Below are 23,866 nucleotides of genomic sequence, written 5' to 3'. Positions count from 1 at the left end.
CCAAAAAGGCTCCTGACCCTTTTTCCCCGGGGCGGGCGAGATTACGACTCCGGAGACGTCATGAAGTCATTCACCACGCTGTATCTGCATTTTATGCGGAACCGTGCCAGTCGCCGCAACCTGCGGGTGCTTGCTCAGTTCGTCGTCACGTTGCTGGCGATGATCCTCGTCTACAGCGTGTTCTTTCACTACCTGATGGCCTGGGAAGGTCGTCGCTACAGTTGGATCACGGGCATCTATTGGACGTTGACGGTGATGTCCACGCTGGGGTTCGGCGACATCACGTTCCACACCGACTTGGGGCGGGTGTTTTCGATGCTGGTGTTGATGAGCGGAACATTGTTCATGCTGATCCTGTTGCCGTTTACCTTCATTCAGTTTTTCTATGCACCGTGGATGGAAGCCCAGGAGGCGGCGCGGGCACCTCGCGAGTTGCCTGAAGACGCCGAGGGCCACGTCATCTTGACGCATTACGGCCCGATCGACGCCGCGTTGATCAAGAAACTGACGCAGTACCAATATCCGTACGTCATCTTGGTTCCGGAAGTCGCAGAAGCGTTGCGGCTTCATGATCTGGACTTGAGAGTCGTCGTCGGGGAATTGGATGATCCGGAGACGTATCGACTGTTGCGTACCGACAAGGCAGCGCTGGTGGCCACCGTCGGCACAGATGTGGTCAACACCAACGTCGCATTCACCGCGCGCGAAGTCGCCGAGACGGTCCCCATCGTCGCCACGGCGGCTGACGTCGCTTCGGTGGACATCCTCGAGCTGGCGGGCTGCACTCGCGTGTTGGAACTGGCAGAAATGTTGGGGCGTTCGCTGGCCCGACGCGTGATCGGACGCGACGCCAAGACGCATGTCATCGGGCAATTCGATCAGTTGTTGGTCGCCGAGGCCAGTGCCGCTGGAACGCCGCTCGTCGGGCGAACGCTTCGAGACATTCGTTTGCGTGATCACGTCAATCTGACCGTGTCGGGCGTTTGGGAACGAGGGCACTATCAAAACGCCGGCCCGGACACGCTGATCGCCGAGAACACCGTTTTGGTGCTGGCCGGAACACGCGAGCAACTCGATGAATACGACAGCCTGTTTTGTATCTATCACGCCAGCGACGTACCGATCGTGATCATCGGCTACGGCCGTGTCGGGTCCGCGACCGCTCGCGGGCTTGCCGAGCAGTCGATTGATTATCGAGTTGTGGAGAAAAATGCGAAAGCAAACCGCGCTGACGACCGGCTGATCGTCGGCGACGCGGCCGATCTGGAGATCCTGAAGCAAGCCGGGATCATGGAAACGTCTGCGGTCGTGATTACGACCCACGACGACGCGCTGAACGTCTACTTGACGCTCTATTGTCGGCGTTTGCGCGCGGACATTGAGATCATCAGCCGAGCGACGCTCGAACGCAATGTTCACACCTTGCACCGCGCCGGCGCCGATTTTGTGATCTCGGAGGCCTCGATGGGGGCCAACGCGATCTTCAATCTACTGCACCGCAGCAACGTGTTACTGCTGGCCGAAGGGCTGGACGTTTTCAGGGTGAAGGTCCCGACCTCCCTTGCCGGCAAAACCTTGACCGAGGGCGCCATCCGCCAACGGACCGGCTGCAGTGTGATCGCCATTGACACCGCCGACGGAGTCCTCGTCAATCCGGATCCCAGCACCACGCTGCCCACAGACGGGGAAATGGTCGTGATCGGCAGCGATGAATCACAACAGCGGTTCTTAGAACAGTATTTGAATCGCTGACAAAGCACTCGCCGGTGTTGAGCTTTTGGCGGCTACTCTTTGGACCGCATGTGCGGCAGTCGTCGGCCTTGGGACTGGGCGACGTCGAGTTGGTCGTTGAGGTCGTCGACGGCCAGCGGAACGATCGGGATGGTCATCAGCGATTCGGGATCGATCTCGCTGCTGGCGCTGCGTTTGGCGAGTTGCTCGACTTCTTCCTCCAAGGCCGCCAACCAGGCGGGCACGTCCAACCCGGCGCCGGTCGGCGTGCGGGCGAGCAACTCGGCTTCTTCTTCCAGCAGTTCGAATCGCGAACTTTCGCGGCCGGCTTCGGCATCCCGCATGGCGGGTTTGACCAAGGCGCGCATCCGCGCGATCGTCATCGGCTGGACGAACCGTTCCAGGATGCGATCGGCGACGGTGGGCATTCGCATCGAGTAGTTTTTTTGCATCTTGCGCAGCCGCATCACGAACTTTTCGGCTTCGGCGCCGATCCGCTCGCTCAAACTGCGGCGCCACATCATCGCCGCGTTCTCCAGGCCGTTTCCGACCAGGACTTCGTGGGCCCACATGACGGGTTTCAGGTTCCACGCGATGCGTTCATAGCTGGCCCGCAGACGCAGGAAATCCATGAACATGTAAACCAGATCGCCGCGATCGCTTTGCGTCGTCGTGCTGTTGTAATCCTGGTACTCGGCGTGATGATCGATCAGCGTTTCGTAGACCAGGGTGATCCAGCGGTTGGCCTGGTTCATGGACAGTTTTCCGCTCCGCAGATCCTCGAACAGTTGCATGTCGGCGATCTGGGCGTCGTCTTCGTCGATCACGCGTTGCAGCCAGTCCGCGACGCCTTGATGCAGGATGGCGCGGACGTTGCCGAGTTGCAGAAACACCTGGGTGAAGATCGGGTCGCCGTAGCGGCGGATGAATTCGACCAATCGTTCCCAGCTTTGCCGGTCGTTGACCGTTTCGAGCGGCGACAAACGCAGCGTTTGGCTGTGGGCGAGCCACGAACCGAGCATCGTTTCGGTCAGCCGTTCGACTAGCGGAATCAGGACTTCGCCGATCGCGTTTTCGTCACCGTTGAGTTCTTCGTAGTCGCGATCTTGACGCACCGAGGCCGTCAACGCGTCGACTAACGCGGTGAACCCGTCACGGAACAGGCTGTCAAATTCCGTGACCGCGCCGATGCCGACGCTGTTTTGCTGTTCCATCAATCGCGACACTTCGATCAAGCGGCACGCTTCGCTGACCAGCCCGCGACGTGGCAGCCAGTGCATCAAGTGCCGCAGCACGCGTTGACGCAACCGGGCCAGATAAATTTTGACCGGGTCGCCGCCGCGTGAAATCGGGATGTACAGCAGGTTTTCGCGGCTGATCGCGTCGACGTATTCCGGGAACAGTTTGCGGGTCGATTCGACATCGCCGGCGATCAGCGACGCGTACAGTTTGACCGCTTGCACGTCATCGGCGGACATCTCGTCCAGTCCCGCTTCCTCGCCGGCCACCTGATCGGTCGACGATTCGCTGTCCGCCGCATCGGGACGCAGCGAGGGGTGACTGGCGACATGGGCAATGATCGCGCCGCAGATCAAACGTCGCGCGTCGGACATCTCGACCGCCGTGCCGATGATCCGTTCCATCAGCGAATCGCGGAGCACGCGGGAGCGATCGTAGTCGCGCATCGACTCTTTGTCGCTTCCGCCGGGCGTGATTTTGTACTCGCGGACGGCATCGAGCAGTTCCAGCAAGCCGACACGGTTGACCTTGGCGCGTTGAGACCAATCGCGGAGCGCGAGCAGTTGGTCTTGGGCCCGTTCGGCGTCGTCTTGACCATCGGTGATGACGATATCGGCCGCGACCGACCACATGCGTGCCAGCGATTGCAGGAAGGTGAGCCGATCGACCAGCCGTTTCCATTCCGCTTCCAATTCGTCTCGGCTGCCGTCGCCGGAATATTCAAAGATCGCGCCGTCGACGCCATCGTCGGTGGTGTCGCGGTAGGAAACGCCGTCGTATGCGGCGTCATACAAACCGCCCGATTCGGGGTCGTTTTCTTCGTCCGGGTTTTCACCGGCGAGTTCGCGTTCCCAGTCGCGCGGGGGTTTTGCGTTGTCACCGAGTTCGAATCGGGGGGCCGACCAAAAGTCTTCGGCGTTGGCTTCCAAGTAATCGAAGCACTTCCGCGCCAGGGGCCAAATTTCGGACGCCTCGCAACCGGCGCGTTGGGCATCGTCCTGAGATTCGTCTTCGAACTGGCCACGCAGTCGCATCAACCAGCGTTCGGCCAAACGTGGCAACGAGTTGCCGCCTTGGCGAAGTCCGATTTCATTGGCGTTGCCGAGCCAGTGAATCAGCAGTGCCATCGCGGGCAGAAAATCGTAGCGTTCCAACAGCGCCGAGATCACCAGCGAGTAGGCTCGCGGGGAATCAAAAAACTCCGCGTGGGGCGCCCAAAATTTCACATCGCCGGCCGCCGCACCGCCTTCGTGCCAGACGCGCAGGGCTTGGGCGACCAGTCGCGCCGAATCGTAGGATTCCAGCGGATCGGCCGCTTCGAGTGATTCGACCGTGTGGGCACCGAATTGACGCCACCACTCGGCGACTTCACGGTACAGCTTGCTGATCGATTCGTATGACGCGGCATCGTTGCGTGCCGCCGCCTCGCTCCAGACCTTGGCCATGTAACTGAACAGCTGGTCGATCAAGTACAGCAGATCGTCGGCACGAGAATCGTGAACGCTGCATTCTGGACTGGGGTGCAAGCTGAATTGGCCGGCAAAACCGATCAGGTCCCAGGGGTCGGCCAGGGCACCGCACTTGATGGCGCGTTTGATCAAGTCATAGACGCGCTGCGGCACTTCCATCGCCTGGTCGAGCTTGCCGAACCGCAGGGCGCGCAGACCCAACGTGGTTTCGCAGTCGATGCGGCAAATCATCCGCGCCGAGGCGGCCGGGACGACATCGATTTGTCGTCCCGCGGCGTCGGGGTATCCCATGCGGGCGTACAGCCGCGCCAGTTGGACATGTTGGACCTGCGCGGCGCGACGTTCGGCCAACGCGGCGTTCAGGTTTTGGCGGGCCGCACCAAAGGGTTGCCGACGAACCTGTTGCTCGGCGTCCAACCGTTCGCGATGGTCTCCGGTCAATTTGCTCAGCCGATCCAGATAGAACGCATCGCGATACTCCGCGATCGGTTTCATCAACGTGCTCAGCGTGACGTCGCTGGAATAAGCCGTCGGTCCCCAACCGCTGATCCCGCTGGCCATCAGGATGGTGCCGGCTAAAACCGTCGCCGCTTCGGTCATCAATTCGTCGGGGGACAGCCCCTGGATTTCGACCTGCTCTTGATCGCTGACCCGTTTGAGCAGCGAATCGAGCGTGACCTGCCGCAGCACGAACCGGTCGTAATATCCCTCGGGATTGACGCTGCGTTCGTCCCAGCCACCGAAGTGATAGTTGGGGCGTCGATTGACCGGGTGATCGAAATCATAGGCCCGGGGGTCGAGCGACAATTCGGCGAGCTGCTGGAAGTCGAACGAGGCGCTGCGCAGGACATCGGGGTCGCTGTCTTGCAGGATCGCAATCGTCTGCGTGATCAGCTCGAAATAGGGTCCCGCCGAAACGCCGGCCCCATGCACATAGAGCGGGATCGGGCGGACGAATTCGTTCGGGTAGGGCTGGCAACGCCGGTTTTCCAGCACCGCGACGGGGCGGTACCCGACGAAGTCGTTGAGTTCGCAGATCGCTTGAAAGACCAAGCCGGACGTCGTGTCCTCGTCGTCGTCGGTCGAGGCCTGTTCGCTGTAAAGTCGCAACACCGACTCCGCGGCCCGGGCCAGGAAGAACCCGTTGAACAAGACTTCGGGTTCCTGATGGAACAGCAAGTCCCGGTGGTAGTCCATGTAGGCCGGCAGCAATTCGCTGAGCAGCAATCGTGAGACGTCGCGTGCCTGGGTGATGTCGGCAAACGCGGACGTCGACTCGGCCAGCCCGGCCAAGGTTTGCTCGATCCAGTTATTGAGCACGAGCCAAGCCGGCGTTCCCGTCAGGGGATTGCCTTGGCTGGCGTGGTAATACGCTTCGTTCCAAAGCGCAGCGATCGTGGGATCGCTGCTGCCGCTGGAAAAATTCAGGTACCCCGCCAACCGCTTGAGCGAATCGCAGATCGACTCCGGTGGTGGAAGATTGGACATGGGGTGCGGGCAGCAAAAAGTAGGGCGACTCACCGAATCAGAGGACAAACAAGCGTGGGCAGAATTCGACAGGAATTCGCCTCACCGGGGAAATCACTTTTTGGTCGTCTTTTTCTTTTTGACGCTCTTTTTCTTGGTGCTCTTCTTGGATGCGGCTGCGGTTTTGGCGACGACTTTTGTTGCCTTCTTCTTGGCGGCTTTCTTCTTCGCCGGCTTCGTGGCGGTCACGCCGGCGGCGGCCTTCTTCTTGCTCGCTTTCTTGGCGGCCTTCTTCTTGCCGGCTTTTTTCTTCTTGCCGCCAAAAATGTCGTCCCAATTGTTGGAGTACTTTTCGTTCGTTCCGATACGAAGAATGGTCATAGCTGAGTGTGGTTAGGGAAAAAAGGAACTGCCGCGTCGGCGGCAAGATGGATGATTTGATCGAGGTGACCGCGGCGCCGGCGGGTTAACCGGCGTGAATGCTCTTGTAGCGGGCCTGTTTGACTTCGTTGGGGTCCTCGCCCATCCGCTCGCGCAATCCCCGATCGTAGACTTCGAAGTTGCCTTCGCACCACGTGACTTTACCGTCACCTTCGAATGCAAGGATATGCGTTGCGAGCCGATCAAGGAACCAGCGGTCGTGCGAAGTGACCACCACGCAGCCGGCAAAATGCATGATCGCTTCTTCCAGGGCACGCAGGGTGTCGACATCCAGGTCGTTGGTCGGTTCGTCCAGCAGCAGCACGTTGCAGCCACGACGCAACAGTTTCGCCAGGTGGACTCGGTTGCGTTCACCACCGGACAGGTTGCCGACTTTCTTCTCCTGGTCGGGGCCTCGGAAATTAAAACGCGAGACGTAGGCCCGTGCGTTGACGTTGCGGCCTCCCAACACGATCGTCTCGGTGCCGCCGCTGATTTCTTCAAACACGGTGTGGTCGTCGGCCAGCGAATCGCGGCTTTGGTCGACGTAGCCCAAGTCGACGGTCTCGCCGACGCGGAACTGACCTTCATCGGCCGGTTCCTGGCCGGTCAGCATCTTGAACAGCGTCGTCTTGCCGGCTCCGTTGGGGCCGATCACGCCGACGATGCCACCGGCGGGCAAGCGAAACGACAGGTCATCGATCAAGACCTTGTCGCCGAACGCCTTGTGAATGTTTTTGCCTTCGATGACCAGTTCGCCGAGGTGTCGATTGGAGGGGATTTGGATCTCCAGTTCGTCGGGCCGATCTTCGAATTTTTCGGACGCCAAATCCTCGTACGCCTTGATCCGCGCCTTGCTTTTCGCCTGGCGGGCTTTGGGGCTCATGCGGATCCATTCCAGTTCGTTGGCCAGCGTGCGTTCGCGGGCCTTGGCCTGGCGTTGTTCCAACTGCATCCGTTTCTGGCGGGCTTCCAGCCAAGCGGTGTAGTTGCCTTCGAACGGAATGCCGCGGCCGCGGTCGATTTCCAGAATCCACTGGGCGACGTTGTCCAGGAAGTAACGGTCGTGGGTCACCGCGACGACGGTCCCGGGGTACTTGGCCAGGTGTTGTTCCAGCCACGAGACCGATTCGGCATCGAGGTGGTTGGTCGGTTCGTCCAACAGCAGCAAGTCGGGCTGGCGGATCAGCAATTGGCACAGCGCGACGCGTCGGCGTTCACCGCCCGAGAGCGTGGTCACGGTGGAATCGCCGGGGGGCAGATTCATGACCGCCATCGCCATTTCGACTTGTCGATCCAGTTCCCACAGGTTGTAGGCATCGATCGTGTCCTGCAGCGTCGCCATTTCGTCGCACAACTTTTGCATTTCGTCGTCGTCGGTGACGTCGCCGAGCAGCATGCTGATTTCATTGAATCGATCGACGATCGCGCGACGCTCGGCGACGGCGGTTTGAACGTTTTCGAACACCGTCTTGGTTTCGTCCAGCGGCGGTTCTTGTTCCAGGTAGCCGACGGTGAAGCCCTTGGTCAGTCTCGCGCTGCCGTCAAAGTCGGTGTCCTGGCCGGCCATGATCCGCAACAGCGTCGACTTTCCGGCACCGTTGGGGCCGAGGACGCCGATTTTTGCGCCGGGGTAAAATGCCAGATTGACTTCGTTGAGCACCGTCTTTTGACCGTGCTTTTTCGTCAAGTCTTCGACTTGGTAAATGTATTGCCTGCCCATGCCTTGCTTATTCCTGTCCTATTCCCACTCGATCGTTGCGGGCGGCTTGCTGCTGATGTCATAGCAGACTCGGTTGACGCCCTTGACTTCGTTGATGATTCGTGTGCTGATCCGCGCCAGCAACTCGTACGGCAATCGGCTCCAATCGGCCGTCATGAAATCGTCGGTGTTGACGCTGCGGACGGCGATCGCATTGTCGTACGTCCGCGCGTCGCCCATCACCCCCACACTTTGGACCGGCAACAGCACCGCAAAGGTCTGGCTGGTTTCGCGGTACAGTCCCGCCGCTTCGATCTCTTCGATCACGATCGCATCGGCCGCCCGCAGCACGACCAGTTTGTCGCGTGTGACTTCGCCCAGGCATCGGACGGCCAGACCGGGACCGGGGAAGGGGTGCCGCCAGACCAGTTTTTCCGGCAGACCCAATTCCAATCCCAGTCGTCGGACTTCGTCCTTGAACAGGTCGCGGAGCGGTTCGATCAGTTCAAACCCCAATTCCTCGGGCAACCCGCCGACGTTGTGGTGCAATTTGATCGTTGCGGCCGGTCCGTCGGGATCGGCGCCGCTTTCGATCACGTCGGGGTACAGGGTGCCTTGGGCGAGGAAGTGGGCGTTCTCGATCGATTCGGCTTCCTTTTTGAAACACTCGATAAAGTCATGGCCGATGCGTCGGCGTTTTTCCTGGGGCTCGACGACTCCGGCCAACGACGCCAGGAACCGGTCTTCGGCATCGACGACGTGCAAGTCGGCTTTGAAGTGATTGGTGAACTCGTCGATCACCAACGCTTGTTCGTTCTGGCGAAGCAACCCGTTGTCGATCAAGATGCAGGTCAACTGCGGGCCGATGGCTTTGTACAGCAGTGCCGCGACGACGGAGGAATCGACGCCGCCGCTGAGCCCGCAGATCACGCGTCGGTCGCCGACGGCGTCGCGAATCTGGCGGACGGTGGCATCGGCAAAATCACTCAGTTGCCAATTCGGTTCACAGCCGCAGATGCCGCGGACAAAATTCGCCAGCACCTTGCCGCCCAGCGGGGTGTGCGTGACCTCGGGGTGGAACTGCATGCCGTAAACCGGCAACTCCTTGTGCCGGATCGCCGCAAACGGGCAGGTGCTGGTGCGGGCGAGCGGTTCAAATTGCTCGCTGATCGCCGAAATCTGGTCTCCGTGGCTCATCCAGACGTCGATCTCGCCCGGCAATTCGTCAAACAGCGTACCGGGCTGGACGATTTCGCACATCGCGTGCCCGTATTCGCGTCGCGAGGTGTTGGTCACCTTGCCCCCGAACGCTTCGCAGGCGACTTGTAACCCGTAGCAGATGCCCAGGACGGGAATCCCGAGTTTGAACAATTCGGGATCGCAGCGCGGCGCCCCGTCCTCGTAAACACTCGACGGGCCGCCCGACAAGATGATGCCTTTGGGGGCCAGTTCAGCGATCCGATCGGCGGACAGATCGTGCCGGATGATCTGACAGTAGACGTTCTGCTCGCGCACGCGTCGGGCGATCAGCTGGGCGTATTGCGAACCGAAATCCAGAACAACGATCCGTTGATCGGTCAGCACCGAAGCGCCGGCCTCGGAAAGGCTTGATTCGGTGGAGTTGCCCGTCGAGTGGGCGCTGGAAACACTCATGCAGGTGTGAATGGATTAAAGGGGGAGCCGAGGTGGCAGGACCGTCGGGCCGAACACGCGACGATTTGGAAACGCCGGCGGCGTCGATCAGCCGCCTGCGTTTCGCTGGATCGACTTTGTTGCGCGTGCCGTAGTCGCCAATGCCAAACCGGGAGTGTAGAAAATGCACCGGTAATCCCCAAGGGGCTAAACCGCTGACGCCGGGTTTATCATCCGGCTCTGTCGGCCGTGGGGGGCGTTTGCATCGGCTGTCGATGCCCCGCCGCCGGCCCGAGTTTCGGCCGCCAACCCCCGGGATGGACCAGCGATCGGCTGAGCCGAGGGCTGGGCTGAAGGCTGAGCCGAGGGCTGGGCCGAGGGCTGGGCTGATCGCCAGAATTTTCCGTAACGATGCCACTTTGAAAAACTCATGCGAATCCTTTTGACCAACGACGATGGCGTGTTCGCACCCGGACTGGCCGCACTGGAGCAACAGCTCCGCCACCTCGGGGAGGTGATCGTGATCGCGCCGGCGACCGAACAGTCCGGCGTCAGCCACTCGATCACCTTCCTCACCCCGTTGGTGGGGAAATCGATTCATCGCGACGGCCGGCACTGGGCCTGGGCGGTTGAGGGGAGCCCCGCCGATTGCGTCAAACTGGCGATCGCCGAGCTGCTGCGAGACAATCCGGTCGATCTGGTCGTCAGCGGCATCAACAACGGACTCAACGCCGGCATCAATGTGCTGTACAGCGGCACCGTCGCCGCGGCGATCGAAGGGGCGTTTTTCGGAACCACCAGCGTCGCCGTTTCACTCGAATATGACCCCGACGCCGATTTTCAATCCGCCGCGGTGATCGCAAAAAAGATTATCGGTGGAATCGCAAAACACCCCGCCTCCAAAGGAAAGTTGTTCAATCTGAACATCCCGACCGCCGCCACCCAGTCGCCCGCGGAATTGCAAATCGTGCCGATGGGACTGGCCCAGTACGGCAACCGCTACGAAAAACGCCAAGACCCCGGCGGACGCGATTACTACTGGGCACTCTGGGAAGAACCCAGCGAGCCGCCGCAAGAAAAAACCGACATCACGGAGCTGCGCAAGGGCAACGTGACGCTGACGAGTTTGCAATTCGACATGACCAACCACCCGCTGACCGACGACATGGAAGGCTGGGGATTGAAGTTGTAGCGACGAGGCTCAACGCCTCGTCAAATGCGAAGCGAAGTAGGGCATGCTGTGCATGCCAGCGCACGTTGGTGTCTAGCCTTCAGGCGATTCCCTCTCGCTGCGGGGGAAGTCGATTGTATTACTGAGCGACTTTTTGGTTAGTACCGCTCAGTGGTGTACATCGATTTGCTTTGTTAGCCCAGCAGGCTGTTTCACGATGCTGCGGAACTCATTCCGCAGCACTTGCCCAAAGGGCATACACATCCCTAGCCTGGGGTCAGGGAACGAGCGCAGCGGAGTGACCGCAACCCCAGGAAAGAAAGCCCAACGCCTCTCTCCCCCTTTCGATCGGCCGGCGGCTTTGCCGCCGGCCGATCGAAAGGGGGGAGGTTTCTTGATGTGCGTGGACCTGGGGTTACGCCCGGATTCGCTGGGGCTCATCCGGTCTCACCCCAGGCTAAGTTGTAGATCGCCGTTGGCGAACCGAGCCGAGTGATCTTCGATGCCGAACGTAACAAAACCAACTGAATCCGTCAGTAATACAATCGACGTCCCGAGCAGCGAAACGATGCGGCTAAAGCCTGGGCACCAGCGCATGGTACCGCCGGGCCAGGGTATGGTGGTGCGTTCGGCGATCTCATCATCCCCGATCGGGGCGGCCGTCTCGATCAGCAAGCGTTACGGAAGTGTTGTCTGGTCGACTTGCCGATCTGCCTGAACCTCCCGCTGGCGCTCGATCGCAGGACGGTCTTCCTTGCGCAGATTCAGGTACGTCAGCATTCCGATGATCGGGAGCATCATCACGATGATAAAGAGCAGAAACTTTCGTAACACGGATTTGTTCGCCGCATCGTTCTGGACGACTTCTTCTGGGGCAGATTCGGTTGGCAATTTGGTCATGGCGAGTGGGTCAAGCAGAGGGACAATCGCGGAGAGAAGTGAACGTCGAAAATGCGGCAATTGATCGCTTGTTGCTAACCGGCATCGCCAGTCGTCAAGAACGGCTTTTCGCTCTGCGTTCCGCGATTCCAAAACGCTCGGAACGACTGGCGTCGACGCAGCGAATCCGCGTTCTTGCGTTCGACCGAGTCAAACTGATTCGCCGACTCCAACGTCGGGGGGTAGCCCCGCATGTCGCGAATCGGCAGCGGCCCGATCGATTGGCCGGTCAGCGTGTTCAGGTCGGCGTCCTTGTCCCAGCCCACGCAGTGCAAGATGAAGTCGCGTTTCCACCCAGCCGGCAGTTCCTGCTCGGGGGCGCGAAACCGCATCCGTATTTCATCGCCGCCGCTGATCACGACCATCGAGTCATCCCAATCGCGAAGTCGGTCGCTGCAGTCACCGAATTGTGTGACCGCTCCACGCAGCGGCGGCCATTTCGGTTGGGCGTCGGCTTGCCCATAGTCGTAGGTTTCCGGACGCGTGGAGTCGGTTTGGATCCGTTTCGAAAACCCGTGAAAGCCGACTTCGGCGTCGATCAAGGACATCGGTTGGGTCACGCTGGACGCCGGGTTTTCCTGGATCGCAAGCGCGGCCGCGTCCCAATAGATTTGCGCGCTGGTTCGCACCCGAATGCGTGGATCGTCCAGCAGAACGTGTTCGCTGACGTCGACGACGATCGTCTTGGTTTTGCCGCCCGGAAAACCCATGAACTCGATGGCGTTTTTCCAACCCGATTCGGCCGACGCATCGGGCACCCAAACCGACGGGAATTCGATCGCGGGCAGCTCGGGGTTCTGGTCGATCTGAATGTTCAACGATGTGTCGGTCGGCAAGATCCAACCGCGAAGCACCAGATAGACCGACGCATCATCGCTGGCGGCGAGCTGTTGTTTGACCGCGTCACCGAAGTCCAAATCGATCCAGTGCGGCGGGCAAAGGCCTTGCCGGATCCGCCGATCGAAGCCTTGGACGTAGCGTTCATCCGCCGTGGTTAATAATTCAGTCACGTCGTTTGCGCGGGTATCCGAGGCGGCAGTGACCGGATGCAATTCGTTTTCGTCAAACGAATAAATGGTGGGTGTCGCGACGCTGGGGGGGCCGACTTTTTCATTGGAGTAAATCGCGACGTCGGCGGGATGGTCGACGGCGGTCAATTCAATCTTGTCGACGTAAGCGACTTCCCACAACTCTTCGGTCAATCGAAATTCGTATTCGCCGTCATCGTTTGGACGCACCTTGTCGCCGTCGATCTTCAAATACTCCCACGGCCGATCCGGTTGAACGACGCCGGCGGCGACTTGCAAACCCAACGGGGCCGCCCACAAACAATCGGTGACGAAGGCAAACCGTTCCCCGTCCCAGCTGTAAAGGTACGGACAGGAACCTTTGAGCGTTTGCTCTTCTTCGATGATCGAGTCAACCTCGGGGCTGCGGATCGTTTGCGTCAATCCGTTGGGCATGATGACGCGGATCGTGTCGGCCGAATCGAATCCATCCATGCCGAAATGCGTCGCCGGCCCGCGCACGATCCGGCTACGATAATGTGGCCCGAATCGCAGCTCCAGGACCGATCCGATCGCGTAGTGGTTCACCCGTCCGCTCGCCGCCGCGTTGTCGGCGATGCCTTTGAAGCGAACGGAAATCTGGTGCGCGTCTGCGGCGGGCTGGTTGACCCCGACTTGGATGCCGTCGGCGTTGGTCGACACGAGGTCGATGCGGCCATCGCCGTTGACGTCGGCCGCGGCGGCGCCCGTCAGATCTTCGGGCAGGTCGGTGTCCGATTCGATGACATTGATCCCCCACGGGCCCAGTTTCAGCGTTTGGGCTGTCGTGGGTGACGACACCGGGCCGATCAGCTCGAGATAGGAATCGTTGTCAAAGTCAGCCAGGACCGGCGGTGATGCAAACCCCTTGGCCGTTTCCACACGGTCGACGGTCCAGACCCCGATGTCGGATGAGTTTCCGAAGGCGACCGTCGACTGTTGGCTGGACGTTGCGACGACATCCCAGCCGACATTGGCGTCGACGTCTTCGACCGTGATGGTCAGCGCTGGATCGTTTTCGGAAACCGGCAGCGGTGGCACGGCGTCCAAGTTTCGGAAACGGAATTGCAGGTGCAACAAGTTTTCCAGCATGCTGACACGCCCGGACCGATGGATGGCCAGGACGTCCAAGTCGATGTCACGATCCAGGTCGGCAATCGTCATGTCGGCGATCGGATCTCCGTCGTCCACGGTGCTGGTTCCGATCGGTGCTTCGAAAAACGTGCGATTACCGCGATTGATCCACACGCGGATCTGGCCGTCGGAGGGCGCGACGATCAAATCCAGATCGCCGTCCCCTTCCAGGTCGCCGGTCGTCACCGCGGAAATTGCCGGCAAGTCCTCGAGCCCCGTCGTCTTTTCCACCAACGTCAATCGCTTGTCGGCGGGGGTGTCACGTCGCATGTCGATCTGGATCAGTCGCAAGCCGAAGGGGCCGTATGCGACCAAGGTGGGCAGCGTGTCATGGCGAGCTTTGGTCGAATAGTCGCGCTGGGTGTCTTCCCCGGCAACTGGTTCGCTACGTTTGATGCGATCGGAATCACTGCTGTCGACCATGAATAGATCCGCGGCCACCAAACCGCTCGGAACCACGCCGAGATCGAGTTCGGCGATCGTATCCCAGGCGTCGCCTTGTTGCTTCAGCAAGTTCAGTTTTCCGTCACCCGAGACGCTGGCCAGATCGATGGTGAAATCCAGGTCGGCATCGACTGGCAGCACCAGTGCCGCGTCGCCGGCGGCGGAGACGTCGAATGCGATTCCCGTTTCGTCGCTGGCGATCGGTTTGGCGCTGGCGATTTCGGAACTCAGTTCCCGGACGGTGTTGAAATTCAATCGGTCCAACGGGTGCGGCGAAGTCCGTCGCCGATCGGTGCGGACGATTTCTAAGGGATTCAAAACGTTCGACCACAACACCGATGACTGGTCGGCTTTACCCCAGTCTCCGTCCTCGATCGCTTCTTTGATTCGATTGACCAGGTCTTCGGGCGACAGTCCGATCGGTTTGGTGTAGGCGGCCAAGGTCGGCTCGACGGCTTGGGCCAAACGCCAGGTGCGGTCGACCAGTTCGGCCGCCGACGGGTCTTGGTTGTCGATCGCCAGACGCAGTGCCCGCAGCGCCAGGAACAGGTTGTCTTCGTTTTCGTCGGAAAGTCGTCGCAGCGATTTGGCGGCCGGTTTCAGGACGGAGTCCGGCAGCCCATCGACGGGGTCGGACATTTTTTCCAGCAGGTCGATCAGCGGTCCGCCCAAGATGACGGCCCTGGGGTCGTCGCCCATCGGGCCGTCGATGGCTGCGGTCAGACGCGTGAACAGATCCCGGCGCAGCGACTTGCCGATCGTCGCCCCCAGCAGCGCCGCCTCGTGCGCGTCGATGCGGCTGTTCAGCCATTGTTTGGTGACTTCATCGCCGGAGTTCTGCTGATAATCTTCGATCGCCGTTCGGGCGGTTTCGATGGCGTCGGGAAGCCGCGCGCGTGCCGCTTGTTTTTCTTCGCCGGACTTGACCGAGTCGGTCGCCGCGGCCGTCAGCATGTCCACCGCCAGCACGGAATTGAGCGCCCGGTTGAGCGCCACCGAGGGGTCGTCGGAAAACTGTTTTCGTAGCCCGGCCCACAGCGTTTCGGCCTGCTCGGGTTCCATGTTTTCCGTCGCCGCGAGCGCCTGATTAATTTTTACCAGGTTCGCCTCCGATTCACCGTTGAGCGGCGGCGTGGTACCGTTTCCGTTTCCGCCCGGGTCTCGAGTGCAGCTGCAACCGGAAAACGTCATCGTGATGGATGTTGCGACCGCGGCGAAGGCGATGGTCAACCGCCGGTGCAGGTTCGGGCGGTTGGTCTGGGGTGCGTTCACGATGTATGCCATCCGTTGGGACCATTCATTCAAAAGGTTTGATATATGAAAGTAGCAAAATTCTTTGATGCGTCCGACACGATTCGCGTCGGACTGGTCCGCGAAAACGAATTATTTCCGTTGGTGATGACCGATGAAATCGCCACGCTCTCGGATCTGATCGCCCATTCCACGCCGATTGCCGCTGCCGAGTCGCTGCAAACCGAGTCTGCGATCGAAATCGATGATCAGCTGCGCTGGTTGCCGCCGATGGACCACCAGGAAGTCTGGGCGGCCGGCGTCACCTACAAACGTTCGCAAACCGCTCGGATGGAGGAGTCCGAAGCCGCTGCGTCGTGCTACGACCGTGTCTATAACGCCGATCGCCCCGAATTGTTTTTCAAGGCGACTCCCCATCGCGTGTCCGGTTACGGGCAACCGCTGCGGATTCGATCCGATGCCAGTTGGAACGTGCCCGAACCCGAAATCACGCTGGTGATCAGCCCCCAGATGCGGATCGTGGGACTGACCGTTGGCAATGACATGAGTTCGCGAGACATCGAGGGCGAAAACCCGCTCTACCTGCCGCAAGCGAAGTGTTATGACCAGTGTGCCGGGCTGGGACCCTGGATCACCTTGTTCGACGTCTTGCCGCCGGCCGACTCGATCGGCGTGGACCTGCAGATTGTCCGTGACGGCCAGACCGTTTTTGATCAACAAACCAGCGGCGGCCAGATGGCGCGAAGCTTTGAGAACTTGGTGGGCTGGCTCGCCAAAGACAATTCGTTTCCCGCCGGTGCGTTTCTGATGACGGGGACGGGGATTGTCCCCACCAGCGATTTCACACTGTTGCCCGGCGACGTCGTCAATATCACCATCGATGGCGTCGGAACACTCAGCAATCCGATCATCCAGGGCTAAGCAAACGTGGGATAGGCTTCCTGGCTCGTCATCCCACTCTTAAGAGCTGAGATCGTTTTCCTGACCGTTGGCAGGCGCCCAACGCCTGATATCTTCTTCAATTCGAAACTCAACACCCAATATCATCATGACCGCAAAAGTACTCCTCGCCGGAACGTGGCGCGACGCCGATTCGGTCGGCACCTTCCAAGCCACCAACCCGAACACCAACGAAAAGCTGCCTGCCGAATTTCCGATCAGCTCATGGGCTGATTGTGATGCGGCGCTCGATGCCGCCGCGGAGGCGGCTCGCGAAATGCGAAAGCTTCCCGCGGCGAAGATCGCGGAGTTTTTGGATTTGTATGCCGACAAGATCGATGCCGCCAAAGAGCCGCTCGTTGAAGCGGCCCATGCGGAAACGGGTTTGGCCAAGTCTCCGCGGCTTGCCGACGGAGAGTTGCCACGAACCAGTGGCCAACTCCGCTCCGCCGCCGAATCCTGCCGATCGGGCGATTGGGCGCTGGCGACGATCGACACCGCCGCCGGGATTCGTTCTTGCTACGAGCCGCTCGGACCGGTTTGTGTGTTCGGTCCCAATAATTTCCCGTTTGCCTTTGGGTCGGTTTCCGGCGGAGACTTTGCCGCGGCGATTGCGGCTGGTAATCCCGTGATCGGCAAAGCCAACAGTTCCCACCCCGAAACGACGCGTCTGTTTGCGGAACTGGCATTGGAAGCCGCGAAAGAAACCGGCATGCCCGCTGCAATCGTGCAGTTGATCTATCGCACCGGACATGCCGACGGCGAACGCTTGGTCGCCGATCCACGTGTCGGTGCGACCGGGTACACCGGCAGCCGATCGGCGGGATTAAAACTCAAGGCGGCTGCCGACGCGGCCGGCAAACCGATCTATTTGGAACTTTCCAGCGTCAACCCGGTCGTGTTGCTGCCGGGCGCCTTGGCGGCGCGCGGCGATGAGATCGTCGATGAGTTTTGCGGCAGCGCGTTGATGGGCAGCGGACAATTCTGCACCAACCCCGGCGTGGTCCTGGCGATCGCCGGCGAGGGAACCGACAAGTTCATCGCCACAGTCAAAGAACGTTTTGCCGGCTCGCCCGCGGGAACCCTGTTGTCGCCCGCCGTTGCCGGAAGCTTGAAACAAAGTATCGAGACGCTTTGCGGTTTCGGCGCCGAACTGTTGGTCGGCGGTGGCGAAGTCGAAGCCGGCCGATGTGCGCTGGCCAACACGTTGATGACGGCGACCGGGAAACAGTTCTTGGCCGACCCCGAAGGGTTCCAGACCGAAGCGTTCGGCAATGCGTCGTTGGTCGTGGTCGCCGAAGACCTGGCAGAACTCTGCAACGTGATCGCCAGTCTGGAAGGCAACTTGACCGGTTGCGTCTACAGCGATCCGGCCGGCAGCGACGATGCGTCGTACGATCAAGTGGCGTTCGAATTGACGCCTAAGGTCGGACGAATGCTGAACGACAAGATGCCGACCGGAGTCGCCGTCTCGGCCGCGATGAATCACGGCGGTCCCTACCCGGCGACCGGGCACCCGGGTTTCACCGCCGTCGGTATCCCCGGATCGCTGCTGCGGTTCGCGAAACTGACCAGCTTTGACAACGTCCGCGCCGAACGGTTGCCGGCGTTGTTGGGCGATAAAAACCCGACCGGCCAAACCCCACGCCGCATCGATGGAGCGTGGACGACGGCGGATCTGTAGGTTGACTTGTCGCGGCAGTAGGGTAGGGCATGCTGTGCATGCCAACGGGCCTTTTCCGACATGAGCCTTGAGGGGCATCCCCGGTCGCTGCTCTGCGGCGAACCAGAGCGGCTGAAGAGACCGTCCAGCTTAAGGCGATCGTTTTTCTGATGTACGATGGCCCTTCCGGGCCGTCGCCCGTGGGGCTCTGCTCGACGACCTAGAAAGGACGTCGTACACCCCTCCGCAGACCACCTCTCACCCATTCGGTCAGATCATTCAGATTTGTCGCGTTTCGCGCTAGCCCTAAGCTGGACGGTCTCTTGAGCCGAGCCTTACCGGAACACGTAGTTCATTCCGTCGTGGTCGACCGTGACGGTGCTGCCTTCGGCGAATTCGCTTTTCAGCAGCGCGGTCGCCAGTTCATTCTGGACCTCGCGCTGGATCACGCGTTTCAGCGGGCGTGCACCGTAGGTCGGGTCGTATCCGGTCTTGGCGATCTCATCAATTGCCGCATCGGTCACTTCCAGCGTGAGCCCGTTGTCCTGCAAACGGCGTCCGAGATGTTCGAGTTGCAGTTTGACGATCTGACGGATCTGGGCCTGGTTCAACGGACGGAAAATGACGGTGTCGTCGATGCGGTTGAGGAACTCGGGCAAGAACCGCGTGCGGAGTGCCTGTTCAACGGCCTCCCGCATCTCTTCTTCGTCTCCTCCGTCGGCCGCGATCTGCTGGATCTCTTGGCTTCCCGCGTTGCTGGTCATGACGATCACCGCGTTGGTGAAGTTCACGGTGCGTCCGTGGCCATCGGTCAATCGGCCGTCGTCCAACACTTGCAGCAAGATGTTGAACACGTCCGGGTGTGCCTTTTCGATTTCATCGAGCAGGATCACGGTGTAGGGACGTCGACGCACGGCTTCGGTCAGCTTTCCGCCTTCTTCGTAACCGACGTATCCGGGAGGTGCACCGATCATCCGCGCGACGCTATGTCGTTCCATGAACTCGGACATGTCGATCCGCACCATCGCGTTCTCGTCGTCGAACATGATTTCGGCGAGCGCCTTGCACAGTTCCGTCTTGCCGACACCGGTCGGTCCGAGGAACAAGAAGGATCCGATCGGTCGGTTCGGGTCGGCCAACCCGCTGCGGCTGCGACGGACCGCATCGGAGACGGCGCGAACGGCTTCGTCTTGACCGATCACACGGGTGTGCAACCGCTCTTCCATGACCAGCAATTTGGCCCGCTCGGTTTCCATCATTCGGCTCACCGGGACACCGGTCCAGGCCGACACCACTTCGGCGATTTCCTCCGCCGTCACTTCGCGACGCAGCAACCGCCGCTCGGGTTCGTCGGACGCTGCTTCGGCGGATGAGCCTTGATCGCGTTTTTCGATTTCTTCCAGTTTCGATTCGAGTTCCGCCTGGCGCGATTGGACTTCCAACATCTCGCGATACAAGTCCTCGGGGTTCTCGCCGCGCAGCTGAGTCTGCTTGGCTTCGGCGTCGAGGGTTGCGAATCGGTGCGCCAGCGTTTCGGCTTCCTGGCGAATCGACTGCACGCCCTCAAGCCCGATCTTTTCGCTTTCCCATTGTTCCCTCAGGTCGGCGAGTTCTTTGCCGAGCGATTCCATTTCGGATTGAATCTCTTCGCGGCGAGCCAAGATCGATGTGTCGCCGGCGTCTTCGTCTTGAAGCTGTCGCTGGGCGAGTTCCAGTTGGCGCAACCGGCGTTGGATGCGGTCGATGGGTTCGGGAACGCTTTCTTTTTCCATCGCCAATCGGCTGGTCGCTTCATCGACCAGGTCGATCGCCTTGTCCGGCAAAAAGCGATCGGCGATGTAGCGATCGGCCAGCGTCGCGGCGGCCACCAGGGCGCTGTCGGTGATCCGCACGCCGTGGTGGGATTCGTAGCGCGACTTCAGCCCGCGGAGAATGGCGATGGAGTCTTCGACCGATGGCTCTTCGACGTAAACCGGTTGGAACCGCCGTTCCAGTGCGGCGTCTTTTTCAATGTGTTGCCGGTACTCATCCAGCGTCGTCGCACCGACACAGCGGAGTGCGCCGCGGGCGAGTTCGGGTTTCAACAAGTTGGCCGCGTCGGGTGAACCTTCCGCCTTGCCCGCACCGACGACCAGGTGAAGTTCGTCGATAAACAGGATCACGCGTCCGTCGGAATCCTTGACTTCACGCAGCACGGCTTTGAGGCGTTCTTCGAAATCGCCGCGGAATTTTGCCCCCGCGACCAGGGCTCCCATGTCCAGCGCGATGACTTTTTTGTTTTTCAAACTTGTCGGAACGTCGGCTTCGAAAATCCGCAGGGCCAAGCCTTCGGCGATCGCAGTTTTTCCCACGCCGGGTTGACCGATCAAGACGGGATTGTTTTTTGTGCGTCGCGACAGCACTTGGATCACCCGGCGAATCTCATTGTCCCGGCCGATGACCGGATCGAGTTTCCCGGCGGCGGCGAGTTGGGTCAGGTCGACGCCGTATTTTTCGAGCGCCTGATAGGTGTCTTCGGCGTTCTGGTCGGTCACGCGTGCGCTGCCCCGGATTTCGCTGGCCGCTTTCAAAACGTCGTCGGCGTTGACGCCGCACAGCGAAAGCAGGCTCTGGGCTTTCGTTTTGGCTTTGGCGATCCCCAGCAGCAGATGCTCGGTGCTGACAAATTCGTCTTTCAGCGATTGTGCACTGGTGGCGGCTTCGTTGAGGGCCGATTGCAGTTCAGCAGCAATGCTCGGTTGTCGGCCGCCGGTGACCTTGGGCAACTTGTCGAACTCGCTGGTGGTCAATTCTCGCAATTGATTTGCATCGGCGTTCATCTTGGACAGCAGCGCGCCGGTGATGCCGCCGCTTTCGTCGAGCATGGCCGAGAGCAGGTGCAGGGAGGTGATTTCGGGATTGCCGGCCGATGTCGCACGCCCCTGTGCTTCGGCGATCAAGCCCTGGGCTTTGGTGGTCAGTTTGTCGAATCGGAAGGTCATCGCGAGTGCTCCTGCGTGGTTGACTGGTGGGTAGGCTGGCTTGGCATCGAATGAGTGAGCGGAACGGCGCAAGCGGCCTGTCGATTGAGTGAGCCGCGGGCGCGTAAGCGGCCGGGCATCCTGGCGCCCGCCCGAGGCCTTACGGCCAGCGGCTCACCATTGACTCAGTGGGCGTCGGTCAGGCTGTGCCTGACGGCCCCCGGCATGCACAGCATGCCCTGCGGTTGGCATGCACAGCATGCCCTACTTGTTGGTGGTGATGGGGTTCGGTCGGTGCGCAAAAAAAGACGGGCGACATGACACCCGTCTGTCGTCGCCACCGACCGGTGTTGTGCCGGTCGATGGCGTTTGATCGTTCAGACAACCTGTCGTCGTTTAGCTCTTGACTTCAAAGTCGGCGTCGATGGCATCGTCGTCGTCGGAGTCGCCCGCGGGTGCTGCGGCTCCGGCGGCCGCGGCGTCTGCGTCGCCACCGGCTGCGGCGGTCTTTTCGTACAAGACTTTGCTGAACGCCTTGGCTGCGGCGTCCAACTCTTCGGTCGCCTGTTTGATGGCATTCACATCGTCGGTGCCCGACGCCGTTTTGACTTTTTCGATCGCTTTGTTGAGCGGTTCTTTGTCATCGTCGGAGAGCTTGTCGGCATGTTCGGACATCTCTTTTTCGAGCTGGTGAACCTGCTGATTCGCCTTGTTGCGGGCCTCGGCCAATTCGAACTGTTTGCGGTCTTCTTCGGCGTTCTGCTCGGCATCGCGACGCATCTTTTCGATCTCGTCATCGCTCAGCGCGCCGGCTTCCTTGATTTCGACCTTGGCTTCTTTGCCCGTCTTCAGCTCCTTCGCCGAAACGCTCAAGATCCCGTTTTGGTCGATATCGAACTTGACCTCGATCTGCGGCACGCCGCGCGGTTGGGCCGGGATGTCGTCGAGGTTGAACTCACCGAGCAGCCGGTTGTTGGCGGCCATCTTGCGTTCCCCTTGGAAAACGCGAACGGTCACGGCGGTTTGATTGTCCGCAGCGGTGCTGAAGACGTTTTTCTTTTCGACCGGGACGGTGGTGTTGCGTTCGACCAGCGGGGTCATCACGCCGCCTTCGGTTTCGATCCCCAAGGTCAGCGGCGCCACGTCGAGCAACAGGACGTCGGTCCGGTCGCCGGCCAGAACGCTGCCCTGGATGGCGGCACCGATGGCGACGACTTCATCCGGGTTGACGCCCTGGTGGGGCTCTTTGTTGAAGATCTTCTTGACGAGTTCGCGGACCTTGGGAACCCGCGTGCTACCACCGACCAAGACGATTTCGTCGATGTCGCTCGGTGAGAACCCGGCGTCCTTGAGGGCATCCATGACGGGTTTCTTACATTTTTCGACCAGATCATCGATCAGCTCTTCGAACTTGCTGCGGGTGATCTTCATCGTCAGGTGTTTCGGACCGGCTTGGTCCATCGTGATGAAGGGCAGATTGATGTCGGTCTCGGGAAGGCTCGACAGTTCTTTCTTGGCCTTTTCACACGCTTCCTGCAAACGCTGCAACGCCATCGGGTCGTTGCGCAGGTCGATCGCGTTTTCTTTCTTGAATTCGTCAGCGACGTAGTTGATCAACGCTTCGTCAAAGTCGTCACCGCCCAGGTGCGTGTTTCCGTGGGTGCTGATGACCTGGAAAACGCGACTTTCGTTTTCTTCGTCACCGCTGTCGGCGACTTCCAACACGGAAACGTCGAAGGTACCGCCACCGAGGTCAAAGACGATGATCTTTTCGTCCTTGGCTTTGTCGAGTCCATAGGCGAGTGCGGCGGCGGTGGGTTCGTTGATGATCCGCGCGACTTCCAGACCGGCGATTTGCCCGGCGTCCTTGGTCGCTTGGCGCTGCGCGTCGTTGAAGTAGGCCGGGACCGTGATCACGGCCTTGTTGACCTTGTGACCGAGATAGGACTCGGCGGATTCCTTCAGCTTGCGAAGCACTTTGGCCGAGATTTCTTGCGGCGTGAAGGTCTCGTCGCCGACCTCGATCTTGACGTACTCGTTGGCGGCCCCGGTGACACCGTAGGGGACCATCTTCTCTTCCGACTCGACTTCGTGGTGGCGTCGACCCATGAAACGCTTGGCCGAATAGACGGTGCGTTTGGGGTTGGTGACCGCTTGGCGTCGTGCGGGTTCGCCGACAATCGTTTCCTTCTTGTCGGTGAACGCGACCACACTGGGCGTCAGCCGGTTGCCTTCGGGGTTGGGAATGACTTTCGGCTCGCTGCCTTCCATGATGGCGACCACACTGTTGGTCGTCCCGAGGTCAATGCCGATGATTTTTTCGCCCTGAGCCATAACGCTTCATCTCCGTGAAAAAGTGGATTGTTCGATTGAATTCGGCCGTGGCGTTTGCCGCTCTCGGGCCGCAGTGGGTTGTGCTGAACGTGTCAATGTTGAGGGTGTTCCTGGCAGGCGACCGCCGTCCGATCTGCCTGTCGTTTTCGCCGTGTGAGGCGTCGGTGAGATCGAAAAGCAAAGGACGTGCCAGTCGAAAGCTCGACTCGCAGAAAATGCCGGTCTGCCAAGTGCGACGACGCGTTTTCCTCGTAAAAAGCAAGCTTTGCAGCGAGCGGATCTCCTCGAAAACCTTTTTTGGCAGCGTCGCCGGTGAGCGGTTTTG

The 23,866-nt window shown here is 60.3% G+C and carries 13 protein-coding genes; 4 read left to right on the top strand and 9 right to left on the bottom strand.

Annotation, left to right across the window (positions count from 1 at the left end):
- Positions 1-60 precede the first annotated feature (60 nt).
- On the top strand, positions 61-1,752 hold the full coding sequence (locus tag Enr13x_RS29300) for a potassium channel family protein (protein WP_145390390.1): 1,692 nt from the start codon (positions 61-63) through the stop codon (positions 1,750-1,752).
- 32 nt (positions 1,753-1,784) lie between these two features.
- Here the strand turns inward: Enr13x_RS29300 and Enr13x_RS29295 are convergent, their stop codons facing one another.
- The 4 genes from Enr13x_RS29295 to guaA all read right to left on the bottom strand — a co-directional run bounded on the left by Enr13x_RS29295 (position 1,785) and on the right by guaA (position 9,681).
- Entirely contained in the window at positions 1,785-5,927 is a 4,143-nt protein-coding gene (locus Enr13x_RS29295) for a hypothetical protein (RefSeq protein ID WP_145390389.1), read from the bottom strand.
- Positions 5,928-6,020: 93 nt separating this feature from the next.
- Positions 6,021-6,287: a hypothetical protein gene (locus tag Enr13x_RS29290; protein ID WP_197455441.1), complete on the bottom strand. Its 267-nt coding sequence runs from the start codon at positions 6,285-6,287 to the stop codon at positions 6,021-6,023.
- Between the two features lie 85 nt (positions 6,288-6,372).
- Positions 6,373-8,049, bottom strand: coding sequence for an energy-dependent translational throttle protein EttA (gene ettA / locus Enr13x_RS29285; RefSeq protein WP_145390388.1), 1,677 nt, complete (start codon positions 8,047-8,049; stop codon positions 6,373-6,375).
- Positions 8,050-8,067: 18 nt separating this feature from the next.
- On the bottom strand, positions 8,068-9,681 hold the full coding sequence (guaA, locus tag Enr13x_RS29280; protein WP_145390387.1) for a glutamine-hydrolyzing GMP synthase: 1,614 nt from the start codon (positions 9,679-9,681) through the stop codon (positions 8,068-8,070).
- Positions 9,682-10,090: 409 nt separating this feature from the next.
- Here guaA and surE point away from each other — a divergent pair, with 409 nt between their 5' ends.
- Positions 10,091-10,852, top strand: coding sequence for a 5'/3'-nucleotidase SurE (surE, locus tag Enr13x_RS29270; protein ID WP_095737086.1), 762 nt, complete (start codon positions 10,091-10,093; stop codon positions 10,850-10,852).
- Between the two features lie 426 nt (positions 10,853-11,278).
- Here the strand turns inward: surE and Enr13x_RS29265 are convergent, their stop codons facing one another.
- The 3 genes from Enr13x_RS29265 to Enr13x_RS29255 form a co-directional block, all read right to left on the bottom strand.
- Complete coding sequence (locus Enr13x_RS29265; protein WP_145390386.1) at positions 11,279-11,506, bottom strand: hypothetical protein; 228 nt, start codon at positions 11,504-11,506, stop codon at positions 11,279-11,281.
- Positions 11,507-11,509: 3 nt separating this feature from the next.
- The gene (locus Enr13x_RS29260; RefSeq protein ID WP_145390385.1) at positions 11,510-11,731 is read right to left on the bottom strand and encodes a hypothetical protein; all 222 of its coding nucleotides are present in this window, start codon (positions 11,729-11,731) and stop codon (positions 11,510-11,512) included.
- 74 nt (positions 11,732-11,805) lie between these two features.
- The gene (locus Enr13x_RS29255; RefSeq protein WP_197455439.1) at positions 11,806-15,666 is read right to left on the bottom strand and encodes a CRTAC1 family protein; all 3,861 of its coding nucleotides are present in this window, start codon (positions 15,664-15,666) and stop codon (positions 11,806-11,808) included.
- Between the two features lie 45 nt (positions 15,667-15,711).
- Between Enr13x_RS29255 and Enr13x_RS29250 the strand changes: the two genes are divergently transcribed.
- Positions 15,712-16,566: a fumarylacetoacetate hydrolase family protein gene (locus Enr13x_RS29250; RefSeq protein WP_145390383.1), complete on the top strand. Its 855-nt coding sequence runs from the start codon at positions 15,712-15,714 to the stop codon at positions 16,564-16,566.
- Positions 16,567-16,693: 127 nt separating this feature from the next.
- Positions 16,694-18,268: an aldehyde dehydrogenase (NADP(+)) gene (locus tag Enr13x_RS29245; RefSeq protein WP_145390382.1), complete on the top strand. Its 1,575-nt coding sequence runs from the start codon at positions 16,694-16,696 to the stop codon at positions 18,266-18,268.
- 314 nt (positions 18,269-18,582) lie between these two features.
- Here Enr13x_RS29245 and clpB read toward each other — a convergent pair whose 3' ends face one another.
- Together clpB and dnaK are read right to left on the bottom strand one after the other, a co-directional pair.
- A complete protein-coding gene (gene clpB, locus Enr13x_RS29240; protein ID WP_145390381.1) occupies positions 18,583-21,228 on the bottom strand; it encodes an ATP-dependent chaperone ClpB in 2,646 nt (881 codons plus the stop codon).
- A 375-nt stretch (positions 21,229-21,603) separates the two neighbouring features.
- Complete coding sequence (gene dnaK / locus Enr13x_RS29235; protein WP_145390380.1) at positions 21,604-23,541, bottom strand: molecular chaperone DnaK; 1,938 nt, start codon at positions 23,539-23,541, stop codon at positions 21,604-21,606.
- Positions 23,542-23,866 lie beyond the last annotated feature (325 nt).

This window comes from Stieleria neptunia, assembly GCF_007754155.1.
Taxonomy (GTDB): domain Bacteria; phylum Planctomycetota; class Planctomycetia; order Pirellulales; family Pirellulaceae; genus Stieleria; species Stieleria neptunia.
The sequence above is the reverse complement of the archived record's forward strand: the minus strand, read 5'-3'. Positions and strand labels throughout refer to the sequence as shown.

Bases quoted from the DNA above. Each gene is read 5' to 3' on its own strand.
- Enr13x_RS29300 (WP_145390390.1), top strand. From the start codon at position 61: ATGAAGTCATTCACCACGCTGTATCTGCATTTTATGCGGAACCGTGCC.
- Enr13x_RS29295 (WP_145390389.1), bottom strand. From the start codon at position 5,927: ATGTCCAATCTTCCACCACCGGAGTCGATCTGCGATTCGCTCAAGCGG.
- Enr13x_RS29290 (WP_197455441.1), bottom strand. From the start codon at position 6,287: ATGACCATTCTTCGTATCGGAACGAACGAAAAGTACTCCAACAATTGG.
- ettA (WP_145390388.1), bottom strand. From the start codon at position 8,049: ATGGGCAGGCAATACATTTACCAAGTCGAAGACTTGACGAAAAAGCAC.
- guaA (WP_145390387.1), bottom strand. From the start codon at position 9,681: ATGAGTGTTTCCAGCGCCCACTCGACGGGCAACTCCACCGAATCAAGC.
- surE (WP_095737086.1), top strand. From the start codon at position 10,091: ATGCGAATCCTTTTGACCAACGACGATGGCGTGTTCGCACCCGGACTG.
- Enr13x_RS29260 (WP_145390385.1), bottom strand. From the start codon at position 11,731: ATGACCAAATTGCCAACCGAATCTGCCCCAGAAGAAGTCGTCCAGAAC.
- Enr13x_RS29250 (WP_145390383.1), top strand. From the start codon at position 15,712: ATGAAAGTAGCAAAATTCTTTGATGCGTCCGACACGATTCGCGTCGGA.
- Enr13x_RS29245 (WP_145390382.1), top strand. From the start codon at position 16,694: ATGACCGCAAAAGTACTCCTCGCCGGAACGTGGCGCGACGCCGATTCG.
- clpB (WP_145390381.1), bottom strand. From the start codon at position 21,228: ATGACCTTCCGATTCGACAAACTGACCACCAAAGCCCAGGGCTTGATC.
- dnaK (WP_145390380.1), bottom strand. From the start codon at position 23,541: ATGGCTCAGGGCGAAAAAATCATCGGCATTGACCTCGGGACGACCAAC.